The following is a 26368-nucleotide window of genomic DNA, read 5'->3' as shown; positions in this document are numbered from 1 at the left end:
ATCAGGAGTCTCAGGTTACACAAATCTTGTGCTGAACTTGCACTTAACGCATAGAGTGATCGCTTGTATTGCAGCATTAATAATTATATATTGTTCAAAAGTTATTACATACGGACGTGTAGTATTTAGTTATTTTTACTCTATAATGCCGCGTCTGCTTAACACCTTGAGGCGCAATTTTGGATAAGAATAATAATAAAACTAAGTACGTGTTTGAAATATCTTATGATACGTCTGAAACCAAAGACCATACCATTGACGCTGAAAAACTTGGCGCCGCAATTATTAGTACATCAAAAGCGCTTAAAAATGCCGACAAATCATTGAATGGTGAAGAGTCAGACTTAGAGCTGGATGTAAAAGCTCATTCTGAAGGGTCGTTTGTTGTTGAATTTGTAACGTATCTCAATGCAGCTGGCATAAACCCATTAACTCTGTTAGGTTTTGCAGGTGGTTCAGTAGCAGCATCGGCCACTGTATTAGGTGCAATTGCAGAGATTAAATCACGTACAATTAAGCTGACAGAAAAGACCGAATCAGGGAAAACAAAACTACATTTTAGTGATGATGAATCATTGGAATTAGACGATGATGTCGCTAAATTAGTATTAAATAGAGAGCTTCGCAAAGACTTAGATACAGTTATTAAAGCACCTTTAGAAGGCACTACAGACGCTAAATTTAAGATTACCGATCAAGATGGTAATGAATTGATTTATGAGAGCGATGATGTTCAAAATTTCAAAACACCGGCTAAAACTGTAGTAGATGAAATTACTGAAACCGAAGAAACTAAAGATATTCGATTTGTAAAAATTAACTTTGAAGGTTCGAGTGGTTGGCAAGTACGATTGCCTGATGGTGATGTGGTTACAGCTAAAATGTCAGATGAAGGATTTTTAGCTAGAATTAAAGGTAATGAACAAAACTTTGTAAAAGATGATTTATTCAGCGCCATTATTAAGACGACTAAAAAGCACAGAACAGGTAATAGCCCAATTTATAGCAAAGAAGTAAAACGTATTTTGCGGCATAGAACTAGGCCAGAAGCGAAGATCATAAAAGATAATGAGTGAAACTGAAGCATATATACAACTAATCGCGATGGTAGGCATTTTATTATGTCTACCTTACTGCGGGTATGTGTTTTATAACATAGGTAGATGGTTAACAGCTAAATTTTTTCCTCCTAAGTATTTAACCATCGAAATAACAGATGAAAATGGCACTATTCGATTTGAGCGGATAGATTTGAAAGATGATGAAGAGTTAGTAAACAAGCTTTTATTAGCAAGGGGGGGCTTCTGAAAGATAATACAAAAAAAATAGGAGCCTTTATTGCTGGCGGTAATACCGTTGCGTTAGCAATTTTTCAATATTGCTACTCAGAGTCAGATTTTTTAAATGTTTTAACAGTTTGTACTCCTTTAGTTATAACTGTAATTGTGTATATAGGCGACTGGTTGCTAGCGATGTTGAATATCCAAAGCCCTGCATTGATGCATGCGAACAATAAGTTAGACAAGCGAATTGGATATTTAACTAAAAGGCGTAAAGAGGCCGAAGACATGGGTATTTGCACTAAAAAAATTGATGCAGAATTCCAAAAAGCTGTTATCGCTCAATCTAATTTAATGGATGCTAAAGAAGCTAAATAGCCTACTGTCAAGTTGATGAGTAGGCTAAGAACATATCTACTTTGTATTTTTGTCTATTAATTCATGCCAACTTTCTAGAGCTTCAATCATGGGGACGTAATCAAATAAAGTGAGTTGTATTGGTGAGTCTTTGCGCCCCATATCTGTAAAACTCATTAAGTCAGTTGTAAGGCCATTGCCTCCTATTACATCATCAAGGTATTCCAGTGCCTCCATTTCATCGTAAAAGCGTGTTATTTCAAATATTTCTTGCTGCTCATTAGTGATCCATGAGTCTTTATATTTTGGTTTTTCTGTTTCAGTGTATGTAAATAGATAAGCCATTTTTTACCCTTAATTAAAGGGAAAGTTAGATATTCTCTAATTTTTGGTTAAAAATAACACTAGACATTGCAAATGCGATATCCTAAGATCGCAGTAGTGCCTTATTGGTATCTGAGGAGCGTTATATGTTAGCTAAAGTACAACATAAGCAAGAAAACAAAGTGTTCAATAGAGAAAGAATGGAAAAAGCCATTGCAGGTAAGGTTAACACTGTACCTGCTGGTTTGTCTCGTGAGCAAGTCAGACAATTGATCCTATCCAGAGCGAAGTAGTATTGACGTATACATGGACGTTTAGTGACGACTTCGCTAGTCAATTTCAATATTTCCCCGAAGACCAGCAAAACAAAGTTCTCGATTTTACAGATGTTTTTACCGAGCATGGGTTAGGTGATTTTAGTCTTTACGAAGGCAAGATTTCTAGCTCTTTTAGTGGTAACTATATGGATCAAGATGATTATAATTTTGCTCTAAACAATCACCTATGGCATTACCACATTGGTATTCCTGAGTATGAGCAAAACCATAGTAAGTATAAAACCTCTGATTGGGTGCTTCATTTTCAATGGTTTGATCAGGGCGATAGTATCAATATCGTGGATTTGTATCATCATTACGATAATGAAGGTAACTTCTATTTACCAACAGAAAGAAGCTTAATCATTTTAAAGTGATAAAGCCCACAAATTAAGCGGGTTTTTATGGGCTTGGTATTTGTGGAGCATGGCCTTAATCGTTCGTAATGCCCCCATTCTTTTTGCTGAATAAATCCGCTTAGTTTTGTTGCTTGCGGATTTTTTGTGCCCATATTTTGTATTTAGAGTTGCCGTGGTAATATTGCTTCCCCATAAAGATGAGGGATTTTTATGCGAAAACCAGATTTAATGATAATTGCTGCTGTTGTGCTATGTGTCTGTACAGGTGTAATCTTAGGCCAAAGCTTTTCATTTGAAGTTAAGTTGAGTGATTTAATAGCACTTACAGCTACATTAATTACATTTATTTTTGCGTATTCAGGTCTGAAATCTAACAAAGCTCAGTACATAAATTCAATAACACCGATAGTAACAAAATTTGAATCTGGACATAACAATAATTTTTCCTATGCGATTTTTGTAAATAACTATGGGACAGGGCCAGCTCTTGATTTTAGTGTAAACGTTCTTTTGGATGGTAAGGAGTTCTCCTTAGCTGGTTTCTTGAATGAATTAGTGAAACTCCATGGTGATATGGAAAATAGGTATAGCCACCCTGCGGTTTTAGCTGCAAGTACCGAACATGAAGTCCTAAGTCTTAAAGCAAAAGATTATTTTCAGTATGTAAAAGTGCATGACACATTGCAAAGTGCGCAATTAGTCGTGCAATTTACCTCTATCCAACAACGCGAATTTACAGAGACCTTTTTACTTGGTTTCGAATAGATATTATTCAATTTATTGAACCCGCTTATTGAGGTTTTTTTATGCCTGCAATAAAGGTCTAATATGAAACTTTATTCAAACGTTTTCCAACTCCCGCTGGTATCTTTGGTTCTTTTGGCGAACTGTATGTAAATGGTGAGCTGTTTTATTACACAGTTGAGCGTGAGTGGAAGAATAATGAAGGTTATGTGTTGTGCGTTCCTAATCGGCGTTTATGACTTCTTGCCGCATGAAAGTCAACGCAATGGCGATTGCTACGTACTTGGACAAAAACAATGCGTTACTCACTGCTGAACATTTTTAAGAAAAGCATTAGAAAAAATAGCAAAGAACTCTTGAAGGCTACGTTAAGTATTAATAATTCTCATACCTAAAATTTAAACTAAAAGTCATTTTGAAAATTAATAATACAAATGGAGTTTATGAGGAAATTGATTTTTGTGTAAGTGAAAGATATTAAAGGGGAAGATGGTCGGTATGGCAGGATTTGAACCTGCGACCCCTGACACCCCATGACAGTGCGCTACCAAGCTGCGCTACATACCGACGTTGTTTGCAATAGTACGTATATTTTATTAAAAATCAATAAGTGATTGTTTGTTTGCGTGTTTATTGTGCAAATGAGCTAAAAAACTTTAAACTAAGGGCGTATCGCCCTTAGTAAGCACATGCCGTGCAGCGCATGTTAAGCCACCAAACAACACGCCCTAATCTTTATTTAGCCATTGATTGATCGAGTCATACATTCCATCGCGTATCAGCGGTTGTGCTTCTTTATTTGGATGTAATTGATCTCTTTGCATTAAGTTTGGCTTATCTGCCACATTAAGCATAAAAAAGTTAAGTAAATGAGCATTTGTTTTTTCACTTACTTGTGTAAAACTGTCAGTGAACATTTTACTGTAACGCGGCCCGTAATTAGGGGGAATATAAATTTCCATTAACGCGACCATGGCATTTTCAGCTTGGCTTTTTTCGATTAAATCCGTTAAGTTGGCCTGCATTTTTGTTACCGGAAAACCACGTAAACCATCATTAGCACCAAGCTCAATAAGTACATGGCTTGGTTGGTATTGCGCCAGTAAGGCATCTAGCCTGCGTAAAGCGCCACCGGTAGTTTCGCCACTAATACTGGCATTAATTAGCTCTATATTACGCTGCTCTGCATCGTATTTATCTTGTAACAATTTAACCCAGCCTTGCTCTTGTTTAAGCCCATAGGCTGCACTTAAACTGTCTCCAAGTATTAAAATCGTGTTGTCGGCCGCCGCACTAAGTGGTTTGATAACTAAAAATAAAACGAATACAAAACGTAGGATTGAATGAGTCATATGTCAGTGCTTTCTCAATTAAATATTATTCAAGTAAATGGTTTGTCTAAAGTAGTTTCTACCTTCGAAGGTGAGTTGCCCATCCTCAGCGACATCAGCTTTAATGTCAAGCATGGCGAGTCAGTTGCTATTGTTGGCACCTCTGGCTCAGGAAAATCCACGTTATTAAGTTTATTAGCGGGGCTAGATACCGCCAGCAGTGGTGAAATTACCCTTGATGGCGAGCCGCTACATAAATTAGATGAAGAGCAACGCGCGGCATTGCGTGCTGAAAAAGTAGGTTTTGTATTTCAATCTTTTATGTTGGTACAAAGCTTAACCGCACTTGAAAACGTGATGCTGCCGGCAGAGCTTGCTGGCGAAAGCGATGCCAAAGAGCAAGCTCTTGCCCTATTAGAAAAAGTGGGGCTGAGCCATCGTATTGATCATTACCCATCGCAACTCTCTGGTGGTGAGCAGCAACGTGTAGCCATTGCCCGCGCTTTTATTGGTACACCCAAAATTTTATTTGCCGATGAGCCTTCTGCAAATTTAGACAGTAAAAACGGCAAAATGGTGGAGTCACTATTATTTGATTTAAACCAGCAGCACGGCACAACGCTAATTTTAGTAACTCACGATGAAGCACTCGCGCAAAAGTGCCAGCATATAGTACAAATTGAAGCGGGCTGCTTAGTTAAAAACTCAAAAGAGGACGTAGCGAATGTGGGCTAAGTTAGCACTTAAATTATTTGCGCGTGAATTTCGCCGCGGCGAACTTACGGTAATTAGTGCCGCCATTGCGCTGGCGGTGTTAACGGTGCTTACACTGTCTATGGTCACTGAGCGAATAGCACAAAGCATAGCGCAAAAAAGTAGCGCGTTTATTGCCGCAGATAGAGTATTGGCAAGTGCTCATGAGCTAGACACGGCGTTTATTAGCAAAGCCAAACAAGAAAACTTACAAACTGCGCAAATGATCTACTTTGATACCATGTTATTTGCCAACGACGAGATGCAATTTACCTCGGTAAAAGCGGCGTCTAACGAATACCCGTTAAAAGGCGAGTTAAAAGTTAAATCATCATTGCTTGGCGAAACACAAGTAGCGCAGGGCGGCCCAAAGCCTGGCAATGTATGGCTAAGTGAATCGGTTTTTTACAGCTTAAATATTGATATTGGCAGCCAAGTAGAGCTAGGCGCAGCAGTATTTAATGTAGAAAAAGTGGTGGTTGAAGAGCCAGATGCGCCGTTTAATGTATTTTCGAGCAGCCGCAGAGTGCTTATAAATATTGCTGATGTAGCAAAAACTGAGGTTATTCAACCTGGCAGCCGAGTAAATTACCGCCAACTCTATGCAGGCGATGAATCAGATATAACGCGGTTTTATGAATGGTTAAAGCCGCAAATGGCTGAAAATCAACGTTGGTATGGCGTAAAAGATAGGCAATCACCCATATCAAATAGCTTAAACCGTGCAGAAAGTTTTTTATTACTGGCCGGTTTGCTGGGCATTATTTTGGCTACGGTTGCTATTGCTGTGTCGGCAAAGCGTTATTGTGAGCGCCAATACGACCCCGTAGCAATGATGAAAACACTTGGCGGAAGCCGTGCATTAATTCGTAAAATATATTTTATGCACTTACTCATGGTGTGTGCTTTAGCGGTTATTGTGGGTTTAGCCATAGGCTACGGCTTACAAGAAATAGCCACTGGTTATTTAGCAAAAAGCATGGATATGAGCTTACCTGCCGCCGGATTTAAACCTTGGCTGGTGGCCATTAGCACAGGCGTTATATGTGCAGTTATGTTCTCTATTAAGCCACTGCTTGATTTATTTGATATTCCACCGCTTAGAGTATTGCGCCGTAATTTAGGCGACAGACTAGCCGTAAGCCGTGTGCACTTAGGTTTAAGCGCGCTTACGGTGTTTTTATTAATGTGGTTATTTAGTAATAACATTAAAATAACGCTTATTTTATTTGTCTCTACGCTTGCTTTGATTGCGGTTTTATTTGTTATTTCAAAATTAATATTTGGCGGTGGCCGTAAATTAGGCTTAAAACCAGGCAACAGTTGGTCGTTAGCCATTGCCTCTATACAAAAGCGTGCCAACGTAAATGCGGTGCAGCTTATTAGCTTTTCATTGGCGATAAAATTGCTATTGTTTTTGATTGTGCTTAAAAATGACATGATCTCAGATTGGCAGTCTCAATTACCCGCCGATGCGCCTAATGCATTTTTAGTTAATATTACGCAAAACGAACTTGAGCCTGTAAATAATTACCTAGCAGAGAACGATATTTTAGTTTCGGATTTTTATCCAACCATTCGTGGGCGAGTAAATGCGATAAATGGCGAGCTTGTTGCGCGTAAAGTGTCGTTGCAAGATAACGAGAAAAAAGATGAAGAAGCGCGTTCAGGCATTGGCCGTGAGCTTAATCTAACCTGGCTTGATAATGTGCCAGCCCAAAACGAAATTGTGCAAGGGCAGTGGTTTGGCGAAGGCGCAGTGGGTGAGGCATCGGTTGAGGAGTCTATGTTGGAGCGCCTAGACGTAGAAATAGGCGACACTTTAACATTCTTAATTGGTGCGCAATCATTTGACGCCAAAATTACCAGTGTGCGTAAAGTAAATTGGGCTACGCTAAAACCTAACTTTTTTATTATTTTAAGCCCCGATGTGCTAAAAGGTTTTCCGGCTACGTATATTTCATCTGTGCGTATAGAGCCAGAACAAAAGAAAGCGTTTAGCCAGTTACTGCGCAGTTATCCAACCATTACCGCCATCGATGTAGATAACTTTGTTAAGCAAATACAATCAACCATTGAGCAGGTGTCGTTAGCTATTGGCTTTGTGCTTGCTATTGTGGTGTTGTGTGGCGCATTAGTGCTTATATCTCAGGTGCAAGCGAGCCTTGGCGAGCGAATGCAGGAAATAGTAATACTGCGAACGTTAGGCGCCAAAGGGCGGCTAATAAAAAATGCGACGCTTTATGAGTTTTTGCTATTAGGTGGCTTAGCCGGGTTTGTAGCTGCATTATTTAGTGATATAGCCTTATTGATTGTTCAGCAGCAAATGTTTGACTTAGCCGGTAAATTGCACCCGGCAATTTGGCTAATAGGGCCTGTGTCGGGCGGGGTATTTGTAGCCGCACTTGGCTACTTTATGATTGCCCGTAAACTTAAACAAAATACCCAAGGTTTAGTACGTGCTTTAGCCTAAGCTATACTTTTAACGCTAAACGCCCGCACTAAGTTGCGGGCGTTTTTGTTTTTACTCGCCACTGGTAATTTATACAGTGCTCTGGCATTATTACCGTTATTGAAAAATAACAATAATGAGTGTGCTGTTTGGCCATTATTTTAGGGATAGACCCAGGTTCGCGTTTAACCGGTTATGGTGTGGTTGCGCATCAAGGCGCTAAATTTACCTATTTAGGAAGCGGGTGCATTAAATTAGCCGAGCATGAGTTCCCCATACGATTAAAAATGATCTACCAAGGGATCACGCAAATAATAGAGCAGTTCTCCCCCGAAACCTTTGCCATAGAAAAAGTATTTATGGCGCATAACCCGGATGCCGCGCTAAAACTTGGCCAAGCCCGAGGAGCCGCCATAGTGGGAGCCTCTATGGCCGACTTACCCGTATTTGAATACTCAGCCCGGCAAATTAAACAAGCCGTGGTAGGTAATGGCGGCGCCGATAAGTCTCAAGTGCAACACATGGTAAAAAATATTTTAAAATTACCTGGCACACCGCAAGCCGATGCGGCCGATGCGCTTGCTATTGCAATTTGCCATGCGCACTCAGAACAAAATTTAATAAAACTAGCGGGTAGCGCAAGCAAAACCGTTAGAGGACGTTTAAGGAAATAAATATGATTGGCCGTTTAAATGGCACTTTAGTTGAAAAGCAACCGCCTGAAATTTTATTAGAAGTAAGCGGCGTAGGCTACGAAGTACAAATGCCCATGACCTGTTTTTACGACTTACCCAATATTGGCGAAAACGCCATAGTGTACACACACTTTGTAGTACGCGAAGACGCACAACTATTATTTGGCTTTAATAATAAAACCGAGCGCGCGCTTTTTAGAGAACTATTAAAAGCAAATGGTGTGGGTCCTAAACTAGGCCTAGCAATATTGTCGGGCATGTCGGCGCAACAATTTGTTAGTTGCGTAAACAACGAAGATGCCACAACATTGGTTAAATTACCGGGTGTGGGTAAAAAAACCGCTGAGCGTTTAGTGCTTGAAATGAAAGACCGCTTAAAAGATTGGGGTAACGATTTATTTACGCCATATAGCGATAATGCCGTTATAGAGCCTCCTAGCGATGCAACAATTGCCAATAATGCCGCAGACGATGCCGTATCGGCACTTGTTGCGCTTGGTTATAAATTGCCACAGGCGCAAAAAGCAGTAAAATCGGTGAGTAAACCCGATATGTCTACTGAGGTTCTTATTAAAGAATCTTTAAAATCAATGTTGTGAGTAACCCATGATTGAAGCTGATCGTTTAATTGACGCGAGCGAAAAAACCAACGAAGACACCATAGACCGCGCAATAAGGCCCAAGCTTTTAGCCGACTACAAAGGTCAGCCGCATGTTAAGCAGCAAATGGAAATATTTATAGAGGCAGCGCGCAGCCGCGGTGAAGCGCTCGATCATCTATTAATATTTGGCCCGCCGGGCTTAGGTAAAACCACGCTTGCTAATATTGTTGCCAATGAGCTTAATGTAAGTATTAAAACCACTTCAGGCCCAGTACTTGAAAAAGCCGGCGACCTTGCTGCATTACTTACCAACCTTGAAGAAGGCGATGTGCTGTTTATTGATGAAATACACAGACTCAGCCCACAAGTTGAAGAAATACTTTACCCCGCAATGGAAGATTACCAACTCGATATTATGATTGGTGAAGGCCCCGCTGCACGCTCTATTAAATTAGACTTACCGCCGTTTACGCTTATTGGCGCGACAACACGCGCAGGCTCACTTACCTCACCACTTAGAGACCGTTTTGGTATAGTTCAGCGCTTAGAGTTTTACTCGGTAGCTGACTTATCGCATATAGTGGGGCGCTCTGCACATTACCTAGATTTACAAATGTGCGACGATGGCGCTACCGAAATTGCAAAACGCTCACGAGGCACACCGCGTATAGCAAACCGCTTATTACGTCGTGTGCGCGATTACACGCAAGTAAAATCAGATGGTACAGTAAATGCCTCAGTTGCCGAGCTTGCCCTTGATATGATTGACGTAGATAAAAGCGGGTTTGATTACATGGACCGTAAATACTTACTTGCCATTATCGAAAAATTTATGGGTGGGCCTGTAGGGCTTGATAATTTAGCCGCCGCCATAGGCGAAGAAAAAGAAACCATTGAAGATGTAATAGAGCCGTTTTTAATTCAACAAGGTTTTATACAGCGCACACCACGCGGGCGAATTGTGTCAGACAATGCGTATCATCACTTTGGTTTACTCCCCAAACAAGATTAACCCCTCTTTAGCCTGTTACAGAAAATGTAGCGGGCTACTTCCTCTGTTAAATGTAATACCAATTTGCAATAACACTTAATCATGTTGCGAGGCAAACGTATCGCTACCTGCGTTAAAAGCTCTCATTTACGGCTGCAAGCATAAGGTAGAGCAATGCAGGAGCAATTGCCAAGAACAACTAAATAGCGAATTTTTTGCCTAGTTATCAACACGTTTTTCCAGCCTCAACATAGCTCACTTAATTAAGAAAATTAGTATGATTTTTTAAAACTTACTCAGCTTTCATCCACTTTGTTGCAAATGTAACCAATAAATTAAAATCGTTTTGTAATTCACTTAACGTTAAGACTGGCGTGGCTATGCTGCGTACCATTAAAACCAGTTAGCTTTAAAACAGTATCAACATAAGAGATTAGGCGTGGCGCTAATTGTGTTAATAAGTTTTACCTTGTTATAAACATGCTTTTTACTGAAAGTAGATAATTTAATGATACAAACTGGTAAAAAAAGATAGTAAATACACCGTTGGCAATTAAACAGATTGTGTAATTTATACCGGTTGTATGCCAAGTTAGCGGTAAAATTTAGGCAAAAAAAAGCCCGCATATAATGCGGGCAAACAACAAGTTGAAGGAAGTAATCCAGGGAACTACGTTTTACTTAATCAGGTTTTATCCAAAAAGAGTAAAACAATGTAATACGATTAAAAATCCTATTACTAAGAACTTGGCTTAATGAAAAATGTTTCATTCAGTGCGTAAGCTCGGTATGGGAGAATAATACGGAATAAGCATTTTTTGTTCAAACTAGAAAATTTAAAATTTCAGATAAGAAAAACTAATCTGATGAATTTTTTTGTTGTTCGAATCTTGTACGTTAATTATTCGTTAACTTTATAAGTGGCTGAAAATTAATAAATAACTGGTCTGAGCTGTATTGTTACAGTATTAGTTATATTAGTACATGCAAAGTGGCGTGAATTACTTTTGCGTGCTTATGCACTTTTTATGAATAAACGGTGCGTTTTATTAAGTTTACTGCGTATATTTACGCACTTTTGTAGTATTAAGTTGTTTTTTACTAAACGCGGTAGTCGCGTTTTAGAAACAAACAAGCGATTAAGCGTATGTTTAACGTTTTTTGTTGCCAATTCATAGCAATATCGTTGTCAGTAAACCCTTGACTCGATACACTAGATGCAACTTATGGCCGTTACAATGGTCTTATTTACACAAAATAACCAAATTGACGTTTTTTGAAATTATTTAGGAGTTTAACGTGGGATCAGGGCTTAATTTTTTAGATCTAATTCTAGAAGCCAGTTTGCTTGTGCAGTTAGTAATGCTAGCGCTAGTAGCAATGTCTGTTATGTCATGGGCAATTATTTTTCAGCGCAAAAAAGCAATTAGCGACGCCTTGTCTGATGCAAAAAAATTCGAACAAAAATTTTGGTCAGGTATCGACTTAAGCAAACTATACAACGAAATCTCATCACGTAGCGGTCAATCTCATGGTATTGAAGCGTTATTTACATCAGGCTTTAAAGAGTTTGCACGCCATAAAAAGAACACCTTTCAAAGTGCTGGCATTGTAATGGAAGGTACGCATCGCTCTATGCGTGTGGCACTGTCACGTGAAATTGAAAAACTAGAATCGAGCTTATCGTTTTTAGCGACAGTGGGTTCAATTAGCCCATATATCGGCTTATTCGGTACGGTGTGGGGTATTATGAATGCCTTTATTGCACTTGGTGAAGTGAAGCAAGCAACATTACAAATGGTAGCGCCAGGTATTGCTGAGGCACTTATTGCAACGGCAATGGGCTTATTTGCGGCTATTCCGGCTGTTATTGCGTATAACCGCTTTGCTAATAAAGTTGAAAAACTAGAATCACACTACATCAACTTTATGGAAGAATTTGCCAATATTTTACACCGTCAAGCAGCTACCCAAATAGAGGCTAAAGCGAATGTATCAGCGTAAGAAGCGCCGTCCGGTCGCAGAAATTAATGTAGTACCTTACATTGATGTAATGTTGGTATTGCTAATTATATTTATGGCAACAGCACCGCTTATTACTCACGGTGTAAAAGTTGATTTACCAAAAATGGAAGAGTCGGATTTAGTTGATACTAAAGACACGCCGCCTATTATTGCCTCAATTGACTCGGCAGGTAAGTACTATGTAAGCATAGGCACTGATCCAGAGGAGCCAATGGAAGCACTTGATGTGGCCGCGGTTATTAAGCTTCAGCTAATGAAAAACCCTGATGTACCAGTAATGATTAAAGGCTCTGGTAAGGTTTCTTACCAAGAAGTGTTGTTATTAATGGACTTTTTAAAGAATGCTGGCGTACCATCTGTGGGTTTAATGACAGAATCCTTTGAGGGGACACAGTAGTAACATGAATAGTTCTATAATCAAGTCAGTACTTTTACATTTAGGTTTAGGGGGCTTTTTGTGGGCAACTGCAAATATACACCCACCGGCACCTAAAGTAATGGAAGTGACTCTTAATTCGGCTATTCCTGAGCCTGATAATGCGGTTTCGGCGGTCACTGTTGATCAAAAACAAGTTGAGCAAAAAATTGCTGAGCTACAAAAAAAAGAAGATGCTAAAAAACGCGCTGAAGATAAACGCATTCGCGACTTAGAACGCAGAGCCGCCAATGCGCGTAAACAGCGTGAAGCCGAAGCGCGTAATATTAAAAAGCTAGAGCAACAGCGCAAAGCAAAAGAGAAAGAAAAAGCACAAGCTGAGGCTGAAGCTAAAAAAGCGCGCGAAATTGAACAAAAAGAGCGTGCTAAAGCAAAACAAGCCGAAAAGCAAAAGCAAGAGGCTGAAAACGCCGCTAAAGCTGCTGCAGATAAACGCAAAGCAGAAGAAGAGGCACTAAAAAAAGCCGAAGCAGAGCGTAAAAAGCGTGAAGCAGAAGCTAAAGAACGTGCAAAAGAAGCCGAGCGTAAACGTCAGCAAGCACTGCAAGAGCAAATGTTACAAGAACAACTTGCTAAAGAGCAGGCTGCACGTAGTAAAATACGCCAACAGCAAGTAGTGAGCGAAGTTGATAAGTACCGTGCTTTAATTATGGCGCGCATTCAGCAAAACTTACTGATTGATGAAAAAATGAAAAACCAACAGTGTCGAGTAAATATTCGTCTTGGGTTTAATGGTTTAGTAACGCAAGTTAAATCGTTAGGGGGTGATAAGCTAGTGTGTGAAGCTGCACTTAGAGCTGTGCGCATGGCCGATACATTACCTGTATCTAAAGACAAAGACGTATTCGAGCAACTTAAGAATATTAATTTAACAATCAAGCCAGAATTTTAAAGGAATGATATGTTCAGCAAAATTAAAGTAGCCTTTGTAGTTATATTATTAGGATTTCAGGGTGTGGCAAATGCGGCACTTGAAATTGTAATAACTGAAGGTGTAGACGGCGCACGTCCTATTGCCATCGTGCCTTTTAAATACAACGGTGTTGGCCCAATTCCACAAAAATTGAGCGATGTAATTGCTGCCGATTTAATGCGCAGTGGTAAATTTAAACCGGTAGATGTAGCACAAATGCCACAGCTTCCTAATAAAGACGGCGACATTGACTACGCGGCATGGGTAAACCAAGGTGTAGAAGCGGTTGTAGTAGGCGAGGTAGAGCAACAAACTGATGGGCGTTACTTAGTACGCTACGAATTAGTTGATGTTATTCGTGGGCAAATTACCGGTGGCCAAACTCAAATGATGAGCAGCGGTAAACTAGTAAAAAGCCAAGATCATATTTTAGAAGCACGCGAAAGCGTAATTGGTGAAAGTGGCTTTCGCCGTTATTCACACCGCATAAGCGATGTAGTATATGAAAAGCTAACCGGTGAAAAAGGCGCGTTTTTAACTAAAATTGCTTATGTAATCGTACGTGAAGACCAAGCTAAGCCATACCAATTAGTGGTTGCCGATTACGATGGCTTTAACGAGCAAGTATTATTGCGCTCAAAAGAGCCGTTAATGTCGCCAGCTTGGTCACCAGATGGTACTAAGCTTGCGTATGTAACGTTTGAAAACCGCCAAAGCCAAATTTACATTCAAGACCTATACTCAGGTAAGCGTGAGCTGATCACTAGTTACCGCGGTATTAACGGTGCACCGCAGTTTTCACCAGATGGCAAAAAAATGTTATTGGTGCTTTCTAAAGATAAAACAGGTGCAACCGAAGTTTACGTTTTAGATTTAGCAACCCGTAAAGAAACACGCCTTACACGCCACCGTAGTATAGATACTGAACCATCTTGGTATCCAAATGGCCAGGATATTGTGTTTACATCTGAAAGGGGTGGTAATGCCCAGATTTATAAGTTAAATTTAAGAACTGGTAGGTCACAACGATTGACCTTCGACGGCGATATGAACCTAGCGGGTTCTATAACGCCAGACAGTAAAGAATTAGTGATGGTTAACCGTACCAACGGGCAGTACCATCTTGCTAAGAAAGAGCTGGCTACAGGCGCGTTTCAAGTATTAACGCGAACTCGCCTTGATGAATCACCGAGCATAGCGCCAAACGGTTCGATGATCATTTATAGCACGCTTCATAATAATAAACAGGTACTCGCGCTGGTATCGATGGACGGTCGCTTTAAAGCACGTTTACCCGTGCTAGACGGACAAGTAAAGGCACCAGCTTGGTCGCCATATTTACAGTAATATTTGCTGGTTTACTCAAAAATAGGAATCTACTCAATGCAACTTAACAAAGTACTTAAAGGCCTGCTAATCGCTGTGCCAGTAATGACATTAGCCGCTTGTAGCTCATCTTCAGATATTGATGAAGGCGCAGCTAACCAATCAAATCAAAGTGCAGTTGAGCAATCAACAAACACGGATACAGTTGAAGTAGCAACAATTTCACCTGAACAACAAGCAGAAGAGCAACTTCGTCAAAAGTATGAAGCGCTTCGTCAAGAGCAAATTATTTACTTTGACTTCGACAAAGCAACTGTTGAGAACAAGTACGCAGAATTACTTCGTGCACATGCTGAGTTTTTAGTTCAGAACCCTTCAGTAAAAGTATTAATTGAAGGTCACGCTGATGAGCGCGGTACACCTGAGTACAACATTGCACTAGGTGAGCACCGTGGCCAAGCTGTAGAAAAATACCTACAAAGCTTAGGTGTTTCTGCTAGCCAAATGTCAGTAGTTAGCTACGGTGAAGAGAAACCAATGGTTAAATCTCGCACTGAGTCAGCTTTCGCTAAAAACCGCCGTGCGGTACTAGTTTACTAAGATAAGAGATATTATGAAGCCGAAAATTATTTTGGCAGCCATGATATTGAGCGGGAGCACCCAAGTTTTGGCTGCTCCCGCTCCTGTTTCAGAAGCTGCAAGTTCACAGTCGAGCATAGAGAAGCGTTTAGCGTCACTAGAAAACATGATGCAGTCGCGAAACTTATTACAAGTTGAATTACAGCAACAACTTAATCTACTTCAAGATGAAGTAAGCCAAATTCGCGGTGTTACTGAAGAGCAAAGTTATAAACTTGAAAAAGTACTTCAGCGCCAGCGTGAGCTTTATCAAGAAATAGAAAACCGCGTAAGCCAAGCGTATACACAACCCGCTGCTGCGCCTGCAACCGATTACACGCAATCGAGCGACGCACAAACCTATAGCAGTGACTTATCTGAAAACGAAGCGTATGAGCGTGCAGTAGCGCTAATAATGAAAGATAAACGCTACGACCAAGCTATTCCTGAGTTTCAAACATTTTTAACAACCTATCCTAATTCTGTGTATGCCTCTAATGCACATTATTGGCTTGGGCAGTTGCTGACTATTAAAAATGATGGTGTAAAAGCAAGTGAGCATTTTAAAGTTGTGGTTAATGAGTTTCCAAACTCAAATAAACGACCAGATGCCATGTTAAAGTTAGGCACGCTTTTACAAGAGCAAGGCCTGAATCAAGAGGCACAAAAAATATTGGGTGATCTAATTAACCAATATCCAAGTACAACTGCTGCAAAACTTGCAACCGAGCGTCTAGCTAATTAGGACGCATTTAAGCGGTGTATTTAAAGCTCAAACTACATAGAAATACTCGGCGAATCTTGTATTTGCATGTAGTTTGAGCACAAACGCTTTAATTTTGCTCACCTAGGCATAAAAACTGAAAAAAAGAGACATTTTCGGTTGCACTCATTTTATAAATAAGTATTATAAGCGCCCGCAGCAAACGAATGGTTACCCCACTCAAAATGCGGCAAAAAGAGCGGGTCATTAGCTCAGTTGGTAGAGCAGTGGACTTTTAATCCATTGGTCGATGGTTCAAGTCCATCATGACCCACCATTCTTTATTTAGGTAAAGATTGGTTCAATCGGCGGATTTACGCAGCTCACTTAAATAGTAAGCACACAGAGCGGGTCATTAGCTCAGTTGGTAGAGCAGTGGACTTTTAATCCATTGGTCGATGGTTCAAGTCCATCATGACCCACCATTCTTTATTAAGGTAAAGATTGGTTCAATCGGCGGATTTACGCAGCTCACTTAAATAGTAAGCACACAGAGCGGGTCATTAGCTCAGTTGGTAGAGCAGTGGACTTTTAATCCATTGGTCGATGGTTCAAGTCCATCATGACCCACCATTCTTTATTTAGATAAAGTTTGGTTTAATCGGCGGATTTACGCAGCGTGTTAATTCTACACAGAATTTAGAGCGGGTCATTAGCTCAGTTGGTAGAGCAGTGGACTTTTAATCCATTGGTCGATGGTTCAAGTCCATCATGACCCACCACTTCTAAAAAATCTCAACTCTTCCCTTATTTTATTTAAATCAGTTTCTTATTTTTATTTATAAACAGCATGCCCAGATAGCTGTTATTTACCCGTGTATTCTCGTATAATTTGCCGTAATTAATGCACTGTAGATGAAGTGGTCGAGAACATGAGTCTAGCTCAAACTATTATGCCTGAAGGTTATATCTTTCCTCCTAAGCCAGCGCCGTTAACTAAAGACGAGCAAGGCGAATATAAAGCACGTATTAAACAACTACTGCAAGATAAAAATGCAGTGCTGGTAGCCCATTACTACACAGATCCTGAAATTCAGGCACTTGCCGAAGAAACAGGGGGCTGTGTTGCCGACTCATTAGAAATGGCACGTTTTGGTGCTCGCCACGATGCAGACATGATCATCGTTGCAGGCGTACGTTTTATGGGTGAAACCGCTAAAATTTTAACGCCAAACAAAACAGTTGTTATGCCAACGCTAGAAGCAACCTGTTCGTTAGATATTGGTTGCCCTATTGACGAGTTTTCAGCGTTTTGCGATCAGCACCCTGATCGTAAAGTTGTAGTGTATGCAAACACCTCTACAGCGGTTAAAGCCCGTGCAGATTGGATTGTAACCTCATCGTGCGCGCTTGAAATTGTAGAGCACCTAGATGAGCAAGGTGAAAAAATTATTTGGGGCCCAGATAAACACCTTGGTAGCTACATTCAAAAAAATACTGGCGCCGATATGATCATGTGGAACGGCGCATGTATCGTACACGATGAATTTAAAACAAAAGCGCTTAAAGATATGAAAGCCCTGCACCCAGATGCGGGTGTATTGGTGCACCCAGAGTCACCTGCAGAAATAGTGGCACTGGCAGATGCGGTTGGCTCAACCAGTCAACTAATAAAAGCTGCGCAAACAATGGATAACGATAAGTTTATTGTAGCGACAGACCGCGGTATTTTTTACAAAATGCAGCAGCTATGCCCAGAAAAAGAGTTTTTTGCAGCCCCAACAGCGGGTGAAGGCGCGTCATGTAAAAGTTGTGCACATTGCCCGTGGATGGCAATGAATGGCTTAAAAGCGATTGAAGAAGCCCTGATAGACCCTCGTGGTAAAGAAGTGTTTGTAGATATGGACTTACGCGAAGGCGCGCTCAAGTCACTTAATCGCATGTTAGACTTTACAGCTAGCATGGCGAAGTAATTAGCCTAATGCATAAAAACGGTTAAACCCTGAGGTTTAACCGTTTTTTTATGCCTAAAGTAAATTGCTGATTGATTATTAGACACTTGACAGCACAAATTTAAAAAGACCTTGCACCTGTGTAACCTATTTCATACTATAACGCGCTGTTGCTAAGCAACACCGTGGAGGAATGGCTGAGTGGCTGAAGGCGCACGCCTGGAAAGTGTGTTTAGGTTAATCCCTAACGAGGGTTCGAATCCCTCTTCCTCCACCATCATTCTTGAACCCAGTTATTGAATATCAATAACTGGGTTTTTTAATGCCTGCTGCCCAAACCTTAGTTATACGCTAATAGACATGTATTTAGTGGGTAATCTCAATCTACCCTTAAAGTCGCTCCATTAAATACATGACATGGTATAAGTCCCGAATTTATTGGTACTCAAATAACGCGTTTTCCCATTCTTGAATGATTATTTGGCGCTTCATCTGATCGTCTATCACTAATATTTCTATACCAAGGGGGACGGGGCGCAGCTGACCTTCTGATATATCAAGTAAATGTTTTTGTTTAATTCTTACTTCGTTATTTATTGGCTCAAAATTAGTAAAGTTGGCCATGTCTGTTTGCCCTTGTACCGACACTAAGTAATCAATAAACAGCTGTGCGCCAATGACATTTTTAGCATGTTTAGGAATAATGGCGCTGCGCATAATAACCGAGGTGTAGTCTTTAGGTTGCACCACAATAATATTAGGGTGCTGCGCCGCCCATGTGCGCGCATAAGAGCTTAATATGTTATAGCCAACAGTGAGCTCGCCCGTTGAAAGTGCCTTGAGTATGTCGGCGCTGCGTCTAAATACACGCGTACTGTGATAGCCAAACGATTCAAGCATTCGGCCATAGCTTGAGCTTTGCTCGCGGTCATGAGCCCACAGCAAATAACCTATGCCCACTTGGGTAATATCGTAAATGCCAATGCGGCCTTTAATTTGCTCACTGCGCCTACGAATTAGCTCTAATAACTCGTTGCGGCTACTTGGTGCGGCCTCTTCGCCTAAAAATTCTTTATTAAATGCAATTACCGCTGTTTCATAGGTAAAGCCAAATACTTCATTTCGCCATTTAGCCCATGCAGGAAGCTTATTTGTTTGCTCAGAGCTGTAAGGTTGTGCGTAACCGTCGTTAACTAACTTTACTTGCAAGTTCATTGCTGAACTTAATAATACGTCGGGCGGGTTTTTAACGTCGGCTAAAAATTCGCTATACACTTCAAAAGTACTCAGCTCGTAGTAGTCAATTTGTACAAAAGGGTATTTTTTTTGAAAGGCCGATAAAAAAGGGGCAATTTCCATTTTGTCAGCGCCGCCATATATTTTAAGTACGGATTTATTTTCGCTTTGTGCCGGAAATACTAAAGGTTTTTTTGCAGCAACGAATGGCGAGCCTACAAGGCACGTTAAAACAACGGCAATATAAATCAGCGATAAAAGTTTCAATGTTCGTCCTCGGTTAGCATTAACGGAAAGTTTATTTCAAAAATAAGCCCCGACGGGCTGTTATCAAGCAGCTTAATAGCAGCGTTATGATGCTCTGCTACCTCTTTAGCAATGCTTAAGCCTAGGCCACTGCCGGCACGTGGGTCGCCTTTACTTTTGTAAAACCGCTCAAACACATGTTGTTTTTGCGCATCGGGTACACCTACGCCTTGATCAGCCACGCATAATCGGGCTATGTAACCACTGTCTGTACTGTGAAGCTCGGTAGAGACATTAACTTCTTTGTGTTGCGGGCTAAACTTGATCGCGTTTTCTAAAATGTTGCGTAGCATTTGGCTAAGTGCAAACGAATCGCCATTGATCATTAAATTATCGTCACCTTGATATGTGATGATCACGCCGCGTTGAATCGCCGATACCGCAACATCTCTACACACAGACTTTACCAGCTCCGGCAACGAAAGCGTTATTAAAGGTTGGCTATGAAAGCGGTGCGCAAGAGTGGCTTGGTTTAACAGTTGCGTAACGGTGCTGTCGAGTAAATCTGTTGAATATAAAACACGATTTAACTGCTCTGTTCTTATTTTTTCATCGCTTTCTTCAATGGCATTTTGCGCTTGGCTTTTAAGGCCTGCAAGGGGCGTTCTTATTTGATGGGCCACTTCGCCAGTAAAGCGTTTTAAATGATTAAGCGAAACTTCTAATTGCGATATAAAATGGTTAATAGTTGAAATTAAATCGGCCATTTCTTTAGGAACCGACATATCAATAGGGCGTAGGTCAGTAGGGGAGCGCCGACGTATTTTTTTATTTATGCTGTAAATAGGGCGCAAAATTTGATTCACTCCCAGTAATATAAGCACAATAGCTATTACAAACGTTAAAATAACCATTTGTATCACATTTAAATTCATTTCATAGGCGAGCTGATCGCGAGCTTGGGTGGTTTGGCCTATTAAAATATTTACATCAAACGATTCGCCCACTTCATAAAGCTTATCTGAGAGTAAAATAAAGCGGTAATTTTCGCCTTTGTAATCACCTTCCCAAAATTGTATTAGTAGGTTATCTCGTGGGTCATATTCTGCACGTTGCCACTGAGTGTCGGCTTTTTGCAAAATGTGTTGATATAAGCCATTGTAGCCGGTTAAGTGTTCCCCTTGATTTTGCGTTATTTGATACACCAATCTGTCATTTGAGGCCATCGAGAGAGTTTCGAATGTAGCGCTGGGTAAATCAACAATAATTTCGTGGTAATCAATGTGGGTATTTTCAAAAATTTGTAAAGCAGCACTGGCAAGTAGCCTATCGTATGAAATTTGGGCGGCGTTTTTACTGTAATTATTAGCCATAAAATAGGTTATAAGTGTAATTATAACCATTAAAGCAATGGTTATTGTAAGCAGCTGCCGGCGAATTGAGGGGAGGGTTTTGCTACTCATTAGGCTCTGCTAAAAGATAGCCTAAACCACGCAGTGTTTTTATATCAACACTGCTATTTACCAGCTTTTTACGAAGCCTTGCTACGTAGGTTTCTATGGCGTTGGGGCTGGGGGAGTCGTCAAACGAATATAAGTGATCGAGTAACTCATCTTTGTTAAGCACTTTGCCTTGATGTGTTAAAAATATTTCTAGTAACCTAAATTCTCGTTGTTTTAAGTCAATAAGTTCTTTAGCAATAGTGACCGTGCATGATTTTCGGTCAAAATCGAGGTTGCCATAACTTATAATGTCTTTACCTAGGCCTTGGTTACGCCTAAGTAGGGCGCGGCAACGGGCTTCTAATTCGCCAAAATCAAAGGGTTTAGTGAGGTAATCGTCGGCGCCTAAGTCGAGTAATTCTATGCGGTGCTCTACTTGGGCACGTGCCGTTAAAATTAATACAGGCGTATTTGATGAGCGAGCCCTGAGCTTTTTTAATATTTGCTCACCGTTTAAATTGGGCAAGTTTAAATCAAGTAAAATAAGGTCGTACTCATGGCGTTTTAACAGCGAATTAGCCACATCACCACTGGTTACAAGGTCTATACCTTGGCCCATTTTGGTGAAACGTTGGCAAATTGCTTCTCCTAACACTTCGTCGTCTTCAACTGCTAAAATTCTCATTAAGCACACCCGCAAAGTCGCAATTAAAAAATATAATTTTAAGTTGTGCAAGACACTAAACAATTACTGCAACGTTTACAATACGCAAATGCCTTCGTTTATAGCAAGATAAGCTATAGTTTTAATTTAATAGCTAAAAAATACAATTGCCTAAAATGTAATTATCTTGTGACAGGTTTGTGACAGGTTTGCCGTGTAAATTGCAACATGAATAAACTGATACACACTACACACAACTATAAATTTAATTAAACAAGGTAGCGGAGACAACTATGGCTCAACGGTTCTCTAAAATATTTGCAGTAACAGGCGCAGTATTAACTTGTGTTTCTATTCCTTCGTACGCTTCTTTTAATGGGCTTACAGAGCAAGACGAATTTAATATTAAGCTAAGGTCAATTTACTTTGACCGCGATTACGATAACGACGCCAGCGACGACTCAACGTTTGCACAAGGCATAGAGCTCAATTATCAATCGGGCTATTTTAATGACTTAATTAGCATGGGTGTCTCTACTTATACGGTACTTAATTACAACTCAACCGGCAGCGCACAAAATAATATTTTACCCGCAGGGGATGAAAAAGGCGGCGTTGACGATAGTTTTTCTAAATTTGGTCAATATTTTATCGACGTTAAACTTGGCGACAATGGCCATGTAAAAATAGGCGGGCAAAAAACCAAAAGCATGTTGTTAAAAAGCTCGGGTAGCCGCGCAATTCCCAATACTTTTAGAGGTGTATTTGGTGACTACAAGTTTGGTAATACCAAAGTATATGGCTACGCCTACGATAAATGGAGCCGCCGCCACGACGACAAGTGGGAAGGTTTTTCTACCGACCAGTCAGATAACGGCGCAATTAGTGTTATTTGGGGTGTGGGCGCAAGCTACAAAAAAGACGCGCTAAAAATAGACGCGGAGTATTTAAACTCCCATGACTACTTATCAAAGCTTGGACTTAAAGGCAGTTACGCTATTAAGCTCGATCAAAGTAAGTTAACCCTTTCAAGTGGCGTATTTACCTCACAAGACGATGGCGATTTATTTGTAACCGGCGCAGAGGGTGGCGATTTAGATGATGAAGATGCAATAGGTGCGGTTTCAGGCGTTACTAAAAGTGAAAACGATGGTTTTGCCTATTACCTAGATGCCAATTGGAAAAAAGATATTTGGACACTAGGCGCCGCATTTACCAAGGTGAACGATGCTTGGATTGAAGATAACTTTAGTGGCGATCACGGGACTAACCCGTTTCCCACGCGCTCATTAATTGGTGCCGATTTAACAAACCAAAATGAGTCAACTTGGCAGGCTCGCTTAGGTGTTGATCTAAAAGCAGTGGCACCGGGTTTAACCACAAAGTTTTATTACACCAGCGGCAGCGATGCAGAAAATTCAAGCTTAGGTAAAGCAGGTGGCACAGCCGATGAAAAATATTGGGCCATTGATACACGCTACAAAGTAGCGGCTGTAAAAGGCTTAAGCCTACGTTGGTTATTTTTAGATTACACCACAGATGAAACCGGCAGTGTTGATGGTGTAAAAGGAGACAGAGCAGATCACCGTGTATATGTAGATTACACTATTAAGTTTTAAACGCCCCTTCGATTGGCTTTTAACGCGCAGCATGAAAATGCTGCGCGTTTTTTAATTTTTAAAAGTTATTTTTTAATCAATTTTTATTTCGTGACAGGTTAGTGACAGTTTGGCTCCTTACTCTTAAAAAAGGGCAACGTTTTGATAACGACGTTACTTGTTTTTAATTGCATTGAAAGGGCGAAACGATGAACTCAACACACGCTACACCTCAGTTAAAACCTACGCCGAGAGCCATTCACTTTCGTGCAAATAGCCACCAAACAGCCACGGCTGCTAGTGCAATAAGTAATACTAATTTTGCCCCTCAATCTTTGCAAAGTAAGCAAGAGCAAGTGCAAGAGTGCGTGGTTATTTTAAGTAATAACTAACCCGTTACTGCTCATTTAAATTGATTTAGAAGCTGGATTATTATGACTATTCAAAAAAAAATACCTTGTGTCATTATGCGCGGCGGAACGTCTCGCGGGACTTATTTTTTAGCCAACGATTTACCGAGAGAGTGGGATAAACGCAAAGAAATTTTAACTGCAGCAATGGGCTCAGGCGACCCGCTGCAAGTAAACGGCGTAGGTGGAGGAAACTCACTAACCAGTAAAGCGGCCATTATTTCACGCTCAACCGACCCCGATGCAGACATTGATTACCTATTTGCGCAAGTTGCTATTGAGCAAAATGAAGTCGATATAACCCCTTCGTGTGGCAATATTTTATCTGGTGCAGCACCACTGGCAATTGAATACGGATTGGTTACTGCAAACGACGGTGAAACAACGGTACGGGTTAAAAATGTAAATACCAATACCCTTATTGAAGTTGTTGTACAAACGCCTAACGGATTTGTTGAGTACGAAGGCGATGCCACTATTGATGGCGTACCAGGCTCTGGGGCACCTATTTTACTTAAGTTTTTTGATGTGTGTGGCACTAAAACCGGTGAATTACTGCCTACAGGCTCTGTACGCGATACCTTTGATGACGTAGAAGTAAGTTGTGTCGATGCTGCCATGCCAATGGTACTAATACCTGCACCATCACTGGGTGTAAAAGGCTCTGAAACTAAACAAGAGCTTGATGCAAATACAGAGTTACTGCAAAAAATAGAAAGCATTCGCCTGCAGGCGTCACTAAAAATGGGCCTTGGCGATGCAACCGGAAAAGTCATTCCTAAAGTCGGCTTACTGTCGGTGCCGCAATTTGGCGGTACGATAACTTCGCGCTACTTTGTGCCGCAAAATTGCCATATCAGCCATTCTGTAACGGGGGCAATTTGCGTGAGTGTTAGTTGCATGTTGCCAGGCAGTGTAGCGTACGACTTAATTACGCCACAAAGCTCAGAGCAGCAAAATATAGTGGTTGAACACCCAAGCGGTAAAATAGATTTACTCCTTGAGGGGCGCTTTGAAAACGACACGCTAGATATAAAATCGGCGGGGTTAATGCGCACAGCCAGAATGTTATTTAAAGGTGAAGTACACATACCTGCAAAAGTATGGGATGAAAGCAAAATAGCTTAACTTATACCAATGGGCAAAATAGCTCACTTAATTAAGCGAATTGGTGTTAAGCCTTAGTAAACCAACCGAAAATGCGATAGCAGATTGTCTGTTATCGCTTTTTTATGCTTTAAATAAATAAAACTAAATTTATTTTTATTTAAAAACAATGCCTTATAAATAACTTTAAATTAATGGATAGTTTGGCGTCGATGACAGGTAGATGACAGTTTCGGCTATTAGTCTAGCTGTTGTTAACTTCTTTTAACGAAATACTTTCATCTACGTAATAGATGCAATGACGTTATTAGGACCTATTTAAATAATTGCAGCGAATAACAGAGGTCAAATTATGAAGATTAAATTAAGTACTTTTGCACCTAATCGACTAAAAGCAATGCTTGTTGTGTTAGCAGCAAGCACTTGTATCAGCTCAGCTTATGCAAACAATAACGACGAAGTAAGCTTTGATGGTGAGCGAGTAGAGTGGGTTGTGCCTTTTAAAGAAGGTGGCGGCTCTGACACATGGGCACGTTTTTTTGGTCCGCGTTTTTCTCAGCATTTAAATGGTAAACCTGTGGTTGTGGTTAAAAACATTCCAGGTGGTGGCTCTACCAAAGGCGCTAACCGCTTTGAGCGCCGCGCTAAAGCAAATGGCTTAAATGTATTTAGTACTTCTGCCTCTACACAAATCCCTTACTTACTTGGCGACTCACGCGTTAGATACGAAGTAAAACGTTGGAACGTAATTATGGCCACACCGACAGGTGCGGTGGTATATGTGCGCCCAGAGCTGGGTATTAAAAACGCATCAGAGCTTGCCAAATTGCAGGGTCAAAAACTTAAATTTGGTAGCCAACGCGCTGCGTCAATGGACCTGGTTGGGTTATTAGCCTTCGACATGCTTGATTTAGACATTCACGCCATTTTTGGTATGAAGGGCCGTGGTAGTGCGCGTTTATCGTTTGAACGTGGCGAGGTAGATATCGACTTTCAAACTACCTCTGCCTACTTAAAAAAAGTACAGCCGCTAGTTGATGAAGGTAAAGCGATTCCGCTTATGTCGTTTGGCGTACTTAATAAAGAAGGCAAAATTGTACGCGACCCAACGTTTCCTGACTTACCACACGTAGGCGAAGTATACGAAATGATCCATGGTAAAAAGCCAACAGGCGTTGAATACAACGTATGGAAAACCTTTTTTGTAGCCGGTTTTGCCGCGCAAAAAGGACTGTTTTTACCTAAAGGCACCCCAGATGACGTTATTGCAGAGTGGCGCAATGCAGCACAGCGCGTCATTGATCAAGACAACTTTAAAGAAGAGTCTGAATTAGTACTTGGCCAATACCCACAACTTGTAAACGAAGATGCAGTAAACACACTGAGCTCAGCACTGACAATTTCTGAAACTGACAAACAATGGGTAAGAAATTACCTAACCGAAAACTACAACGCGCGTTTTTAAAAAACCATGTTGATTTGTTGTA

27 protein-coding genes and 6 tRNA genes are annotated in these 26368 nt (G+C 40.7%); 27 read left to right on the top strand and 6 right to left on the bottom strand.

Going from position 1 to position 26368, the window contains the following annotated elements; translation table 11 throughout:
- Positions 1–179: 179 nt before the first annotated feature.
- From OIZ54_RS17540 to OIZ54_RS17530, 3 genes are all read left to right on the top strand, one after another.
- Positions 180–1076: a hypothetical protein gene (locus OIZ54_RS17540; RefSeq protein ID WP_154945973.1), complete on the top strand. Its 897-nt coding sequence runs from the start codon at positions 180–182 to the stop codon at positions 1074–1076.
- A complete protein-coding gene (locus OIZ54_RS17535) occupies positions 1069–1308 on the top strand; it encodes a hypothetical protein (RefSeq protein WP_154945974.1) in 240 nt (79 codons plus the stop codon). The genes OIZ54_RS17540 and OIZ54_RS17535 overlap by 8 nt, the downstream gene beginning before the upstream one ends.
- A gap of 164 nt (positions 1309–1472) precedes the next feature.
- On the top strand, positions 1473–1658 hold the full coding sequence (locus OIZ54_RS17530; protein ID WP_016899764.1) for a hypothetical protein: 186 nt from the start codon (positions 1473–1475) through the stop codon (positions 1656–1658).
- Positions 1659–1694: 36 nt separating this feature from the next.
- On the opposite strand, the gene OIZ54_RS17525 is transcribed toward OIZ54_RS17530, so the two are convergent.
- On the bottom strand, positions 1695–1982 hold the full coding sequence (locus tag OIZ54_RS17525) for a hypothetical protein (RefSeq protein WP_154945975.1): 288 nt from the start codon (positions 1980–1982) through the stop codon (positions 1695–1697).
- A gap of 125 nt (positions 1983–2107) precedes the next feature.
- Between OIZ54_RS17525 and OIZ54_RS17520 the strand changes: the two genes are divergently transcribed.
- The 3 genes from OIZ54_RS17520 to OIZ54_RS17510 all read left to right on the top strand — a co-directional run bounded on the left by OIZ54_RS17520 (position 2108) and on the right by OIZ54_RS17510 (position 3402).
- A complete protein-coding gene (locus OIZ54_RS17520; RefSeq protein WP_186807309.1) occupies positions 2108–2254 on the top strand; it encodes a hypothetical protein in 147 nt (48 codons plus the stop codon).
- Between the two features lie 2 nt (positions 2255–2256).
- Positions 2257–2655, top strand: coding sequence for a hypothetical protein (locus OIZ54_RS17515; protein ID WP_154945976.1), 399 nt, complete (start codon positions 2257–2259; stop codon positions 2653–2655).
- Between the two features lie 192 nt (positions 2656–2847).
- Entirely contained in the window at positions 2848–3402 is a 555-nt protein-coding gene (locus tag OIZ54_RS17510; protein WP_154945977.1) for a hypothetical protein, read from the top strand.
- Between the two features lie 469 nt (positions 3403–3871).
- Here the strand turns inward: OIZ54_RS17510 and OIZ54_RS17505 are convergent.
- Both OIZ54_RS17505 and OIZ54_RS17500 read right to left on the bottom strand, forming a co-directional pair.
- Positions 3872–3948, bottom strand: a tRNA-Pro gene (locus OIZ54_RS17505).
- A gap of 161 nt (positions 3949–4109) precedes the next feature.
- Positions 4110–4733 carry an arylesterase gene (locus OIZ54_RS17500; protein WP_264390936.1) on the bottom strand — a complete coding sequence of 208 codons (624 nt, stop codon included), beginning with the start codon at positions 4731–4733 and terminating at the stop codon, positions 4110–4112.
- On the opposite strand from OIZ54_RS17500, the gene OIZ54_RS17495 reads away from it, so the two are divergent.
- The 17 genes from OIZ54_RS17495 to OIZ54_RS17415 all read left to right on the top strand — a co-directional run bounded on the left by OIZ54_RS17495 (position 4734) and on the right by OIZ54_RS17415 (position 18455).
- Positions 4734–5447, top strand: a complete 714-nt coding sequence (locus OIZ54_RS17495; protein ID WP_264390945.1) for an ABC transporter ATP-binding protein — start codon at positions 4734–4736, stop codon at positions 5445–5447.
- On the top strand, positions 5437–7938 hold the full coding sequence (locus OIZ54_RS17490; RefSeq protein WP_264390935.1) for an ABC transporter permease: 2502 nt from the start codon (positions 5437–5439) through the stop codon (positions 7936–7938). The genes OIZ54_RS17495 and OIZ54_RS17490 overlap by 11 nt, the downstream gene beginning before the upstream one ends.
- 128 nt (positions 7939–8066) lie before the next feature.
- Positions 8067–8591, top strand: coding sequence for a crossover junction endodeoxyribonuclease RuvC (ruvC, locus tag OIZ54_RS17485; RefSeq protein ID WP_004587270.1), 525 nt, complete (start codon positions 8067–8069; stop codon positions 8589–8591).
- 2 nt (positions 8592–8593) lie between these two features.
- Positions 8594–9211 (top strand): Holliday junction branch migration protein RuvA, encoded by a 618-nt coding sequence (gene ruvA / locus OIZ54_RS17480; RefSeq protein ID WP_004587271.1) that lies wholly within the window; start codon positions 8594–8596, stop codon positions 9209–9211.
- A 7-nt stretch (positions 9212–9218) separates the two neighbouring features.
- The gene (ruvB, locus tag OIZ54_RS17475; protein ID WP_004587272.1) at positions 9219–10226 is read left to right on the top strand and encodes a Holliday junction branch migration DNA helicase RuvB; all 1008 of its coding nucleotides are present in this window, start codon (positions 9219–9221) and stop codon (positions 10224–10226) included.
- 1278 nt (positions 10227–11504) lie between these two features.
- The gene (gene tolQ / locus OIZ54_RS17470) at positions 11505–12209 is read left to right on the top strand and encodes a protein TolQ (RefSeq protein ID WP_004587273.1); all 705 of its coding nucleotides are present in this window, start codon (positions 11505–11507) and stop codon (positions 12207–12209) included.
- Positions 12196–12627, top strand: a complete 432-nt coding sequence (gene tolR, locus OIZ54_RS17465; protein ID WP_004587274.1) for a protein TolR — start codon at positions 12196–12198, stop codon at positions 12625–12627. Before tolQ ends, tolR begins: the two co-directional genes overlap by 14 nt.
- A gap of 4 nt (positions 12628–12631) precedes the next feature.
- Positions 12632–13558, top strand: a complete 927-nt coding sequence (tolA, locus tag OIZ54_RS17460; RefSeq protein WP_024032176.1) for a cell envelope integrity protein TolA — start codon at positions 12632–12634, stop codon at positions 13556–13558.
- Positions 13559–13567: 9 nt separating this feature from the next.
- Complete coding sequence (gene tolB / locus OIZ54_RS17455; RefSeq protein WP_248461289.1) at positions 13568–14926, top strand: Tol-Pal system beta propeller repeat protein TolB; 1359 nt, start codon at positions 13568–13570, stop codon at positions 14924–14926.
- A 36-nt stretch (positions 14927–14962) separates the two neighbouring features.
- Positions 14963–15505 carry a peptidoglycan-associated lipoprotein Pal gene (pal, locus tag OIZ54_RS17450; RefSeq protein WP_004587277.1) on the top strand — a complete coding sequence of 181 codons (543 nt, stop codon included), beginning with the start codon at positions 14963–14965 and terminating at the stop codon, positions 15503–15505.
- A 13-nt stretch (positions 15506–15518) separates the two neighbouring features.
- A complete protein-coding gene (gene ybgF / locus OIZ54_RS17445) occupies positions 15519–16268 on the top strand; it encodes a tol-pal system protein YbgF (RefSeq protein WP_004587278.1) in 750 nt (249 codons plus the stop codon).
- Positions 16269–16487: 219 nt separating this feature from the next.
- Positions 16488–16563: transfer RNA gene (locus tag OIZ54_RS17440), tRNA-Lys, on the top strand.
- Positions 16564–16635: 72 nt separating this feature from the next.
- Positions 16636–16711 (top strand) — tRNA-Lys (locus OIZ54_RS17435).
- Between the two features lie 72 nt (positions 16712–16783).
- Positions 16784–16859 (top strand) — tRNA-Lys (locus tag OIZ54_RS17430).
- A gap of 73 nt (positions 16860–16932) precedes the next feature.
- Positions 16933–17008 (top strand) — tRNA-Lys (locus OIZ54_RS17425).
- A gap of 150 nt (positions 17009–17158) precedes the next feature.
- A complete protein-coding gene (gene nadA / locus OIZ54_RS17420) occupies positions 17159–18199 on the top strand; it encodes a quinolinate synthase NadA (RefSeq protein ID WP_004589501.1) in 1041 nt (346 codons plus the stop codon).
- A gap of 166 nt (positions 18200–18365) precedes the next feature.
- A tRNA-Ser gene (locus OIZ54_RS17415) sits at positions 18366–18455 on the top strand.
- A 158-nt stretch (positions 18456–18613) separates the two neighbouring features.
- Here the strand turns inward: OIZ54_RS17415 and OIZ54_RS17410 are convergent.
- Genes OIZ54_RS17410 through OIZ54_RS17400 form a run of 3 tightly spaced genes read right to left on the bottom strand, consistent with a single transcriptional unit; the run spans position 18614 to position 21787 of the window.
- Positions 18614–19681 carry an ABC transporter substrate-binding protein gene (locus OIZ54_RS17410; RefSeq protein WP_264390931.1) on the bottom strand — a complete coding sequence of 356 codons (1068 nt, stop codon included), beginning with the start codon at positions 19679–19681 and terminating at the stop codon, positions 18614–18616.
- On the bottom strand, positions 19678–21123 hold the full coding sequence (locus tag OIZ54_RS17405; RefSeq protein ID WP_264390930.1) for a sensor histidine kinase: 1446 nt from the start codon (positions 21121–21123) through the stop codon (positions 19678–19680). Before OIZ54_RS17405 ends, OIZ54_RS17410 begins: the two co-directional genes overlap by 4 nt.
- A complete protein-coding gene (locus OIZ54_RS17400) occupies positions 21116–21787 on the bottom strand; it encodes a response regulator transcription factor (RefSeq protein WP_029774040.1) in 672 nt (223 codons plus the stop codon). Before OIZ54_RS17400 ends, OIZ54_RS17405 begins: the two co-directional genes overlap by 8 nt.
- Before the next feature lie 272 nt (positions 21788–22059).
- Here OIZ54_RS17400 and OIZ54_RS17395 point away from each other — a divergent pair, with 272 nt between their 5' ends.
- From OIZ54_RS17395 to OIZ54_RS17380, 4 genes are all read left to right on the top strand, one after another.
- Positions 22060–23385 carry an OprD family porin gene (locus OIZ54_RS17395; protein WP_264390929.1) on the top strand — a complete coding sequence of 442 codons (1326 nt, stop codon included), beginning with the start codon at positions 22060–22062 and terminating at the stop codon, positions 23383–23385.
- A 188-nt stretch (positions 23386–23573) separates the two neighbouring features.
- Positions 23574–23756, top strand: coding sequence for a hypothetical protein (locus OIZ54_RS17390; protein ID WP_264390928.1), 183 nt, complete (start codon positions 23574–23576; stop codon positions 23754–23756).
- A gap of 42 nt (positions 23757–23798) precedes the next feature.
- A complete protein-coding gene (locus OIZ54_RS17385) occupies positions 23799–24902 on the top strand; it encodes a 4-oxalomesaconate tautomerase (RefSeq protein WP_264390927.1) in 1104 nt (367 codons plus the stop codon).
- 331 nt (positions 24903–25233) lie between these two features.
- Positions 25234–26346 (top strand): Bug family tripartite tricarboxylate transporter substrate binding protein, encoded by a 1113-nt coding sequence (locus OIZ54_RS17380; RefSeq protein ID WP_024032569.1) that lies wholly within the window; start codon positions 25234–25236, stop codon positions 26344–26346.
- Positions 26347–26368: the final 22 nt, after the last annotated feature.

The organism is Pseudoalteromonas sp. A3 (genome assembly GCF_025942345.1).
Classification (GTDB): Bacteria; Pseudomonadota; Gammaproteobacteria; order Enterobacterales; family Alteromonadaceae; genus Pseudoalteromonas; species Pseudoalteromonas atlantica.
This window is presented reverse-complemented; position numbering and strand designations above follow the sequence as displayed.

Excerpts from the sequence above, each read along its gene's own strand:
- OIZ54_RS17500 (WP_264390936.1), bottom strand. The coding sequence starts at position 4,733 with ATGACTCATTCAATCCTACGTTTTGTATTCGTTTTATTTTTAGTTATC.
- OIZ54_RS17510 (WP_154945977.1), top strand. The coding sequence starts at position 2,848 with ATGCGAAAACCAGATTTAATGATAATTGCTGCTGTTGTGCTATGTGTC.
- OIZ54_RS17400 (WP_029774040.1), bottom strand. The coding sequence starts at position 21,787 with ATGAGAATTTTAGCAGTTGAAGACGACGAAGTGTTAGGAGAAGCAATT.
- OIZ54_RS17395 (WP_264390929.1), top strand. The coding sequence starts at position 22,060 with ATGGCTCAACGGTTCTCTAAAATATTTGCAGTAACAGGCGCAGTATTA.
- tolR (WP_004587274.1), top strand. The coding sequence starts at position 12,196 with ATGTATCAGCGTAAGAAGCGCCGTCCGGTCGCAGAAATTAATGTAGTA.
- OIZ54_RS17495 (WP_264390945.1), top strand. The coding sequence starts at position 4,734 with ATGTCAGTGCTTTCTCAATTAAATATTATTCAAGTAAATGGTTTGTCT.
- ruvB (WP_004587272.1), top strand. The coding sequence starts at position 9,219 with ATGATTGAAGCTGATCGTTTAATTGACGCGAGCGAAAAAACCAACGAA.
- OIZ54_RS17390 (WP_264390928.1), top strand. The coding sequence starts at position 23,574 with ATGAACTCAACACACGCTACACCTCAGTTAAAACCTACGCCGAGAGCC.
- tolB (WP_248461289.1), top strand. The coding sequence starts at position 13,568 with ATGTTCAGCAAAATTAAAGTAGCCTTTGTAGTTATATTATTAGGATTT.
- OIZ54_RS17525 (WP_154945975.1), bottom strand. The coding sequence starts at position 1,982 with ATGGCTTATCTATTTACATACACTGAAACAGAAAAACCAAAATATAAA.
- OIZ54_RS17380 (WP_024032569.1), top strand. The coding sequence starts at position 25,234 with ATGAAGATTAAATTAAGTACTTTTGCACCTAATCGACTAAAAGCAATG.
- tolA (WP_024032176.1), top strand. The coding sequence starts at position 12,632 with ATGAATAGTTCTATAATCAAGTCAGTACTTTTACATTTAGGTTTAGGG.
- OIZ54_RS17530 (WP_016899764.1), top strand. The coding sequence starts at position 1,473 with ATGTTGAATATCCAAAGCCCTGCATTGATGCATGCGAACAATAAGTTA.
- OIZ54_RS17490 (WP_264390935.1), top strand. The coding sequence starts at position 5,437 with ATGTGGGCTAAGTTAGCACTTAAATTATTTGCGCGTGAATTTCGCCGC.
- ruvA (WP_004587271.1), top strand. The coding sequence starts at position 8,594 with ATGATTGGCCGTTTAAATGGCACTTTAGTTGAAAAGCAACCGCCTGAA.
- OIZ54_RS17535 (WP_154945974.1), top strand. The coding sequence starts at position 1,069 with ATGAGTGAAACTGAAGCATATATACAACTAATCGCGATGGTAGGCATT.
- nadA (WP_004589501.1), top strand. The coding sequence starts at position 17,159 with ATGAGTCTAGCTCAAACTATTATGCCTGAAGGTTATATCTTTCCTCCT.
- OIZ54_RS17405 (WP_264390930.1), bottom strand. The coding sequence starts at position 21,123 with ATGAGTAGCAAAACCCTCCCCTCAATTCGCCGGCAGCTGCTTACAATA.
- OIZ54_RS17385 (WP_264390927.1), top strand. The coding sequence starts at position 23,799 with ATGACTATTCAAAAAAAAATACCTTGTGTCATTATGCGCGGCGGAACG.
- ybgF (WP_004587278.1), top strand. The coding sequence starts at position 15,519 with ATGAAGCCGAAAATTATTTTGGCAGCCATGATATTGAGCGGGAGCACC.
- OIZ54_RS17520 (WP_186807309.1), top strand. The coding sequence starts at position 2,108 with ATGTTAGCTAAAGTACAACATAAGCAAGAAAACAAAGTGTTCAATAGA.
- pal (WP_004587277.1), top strand. The coding sequence starts at position 14,963 with ATGCAACTTAACAAAGTACTTAAAGGCCTGCTAATCGCTGTGCCAGTA.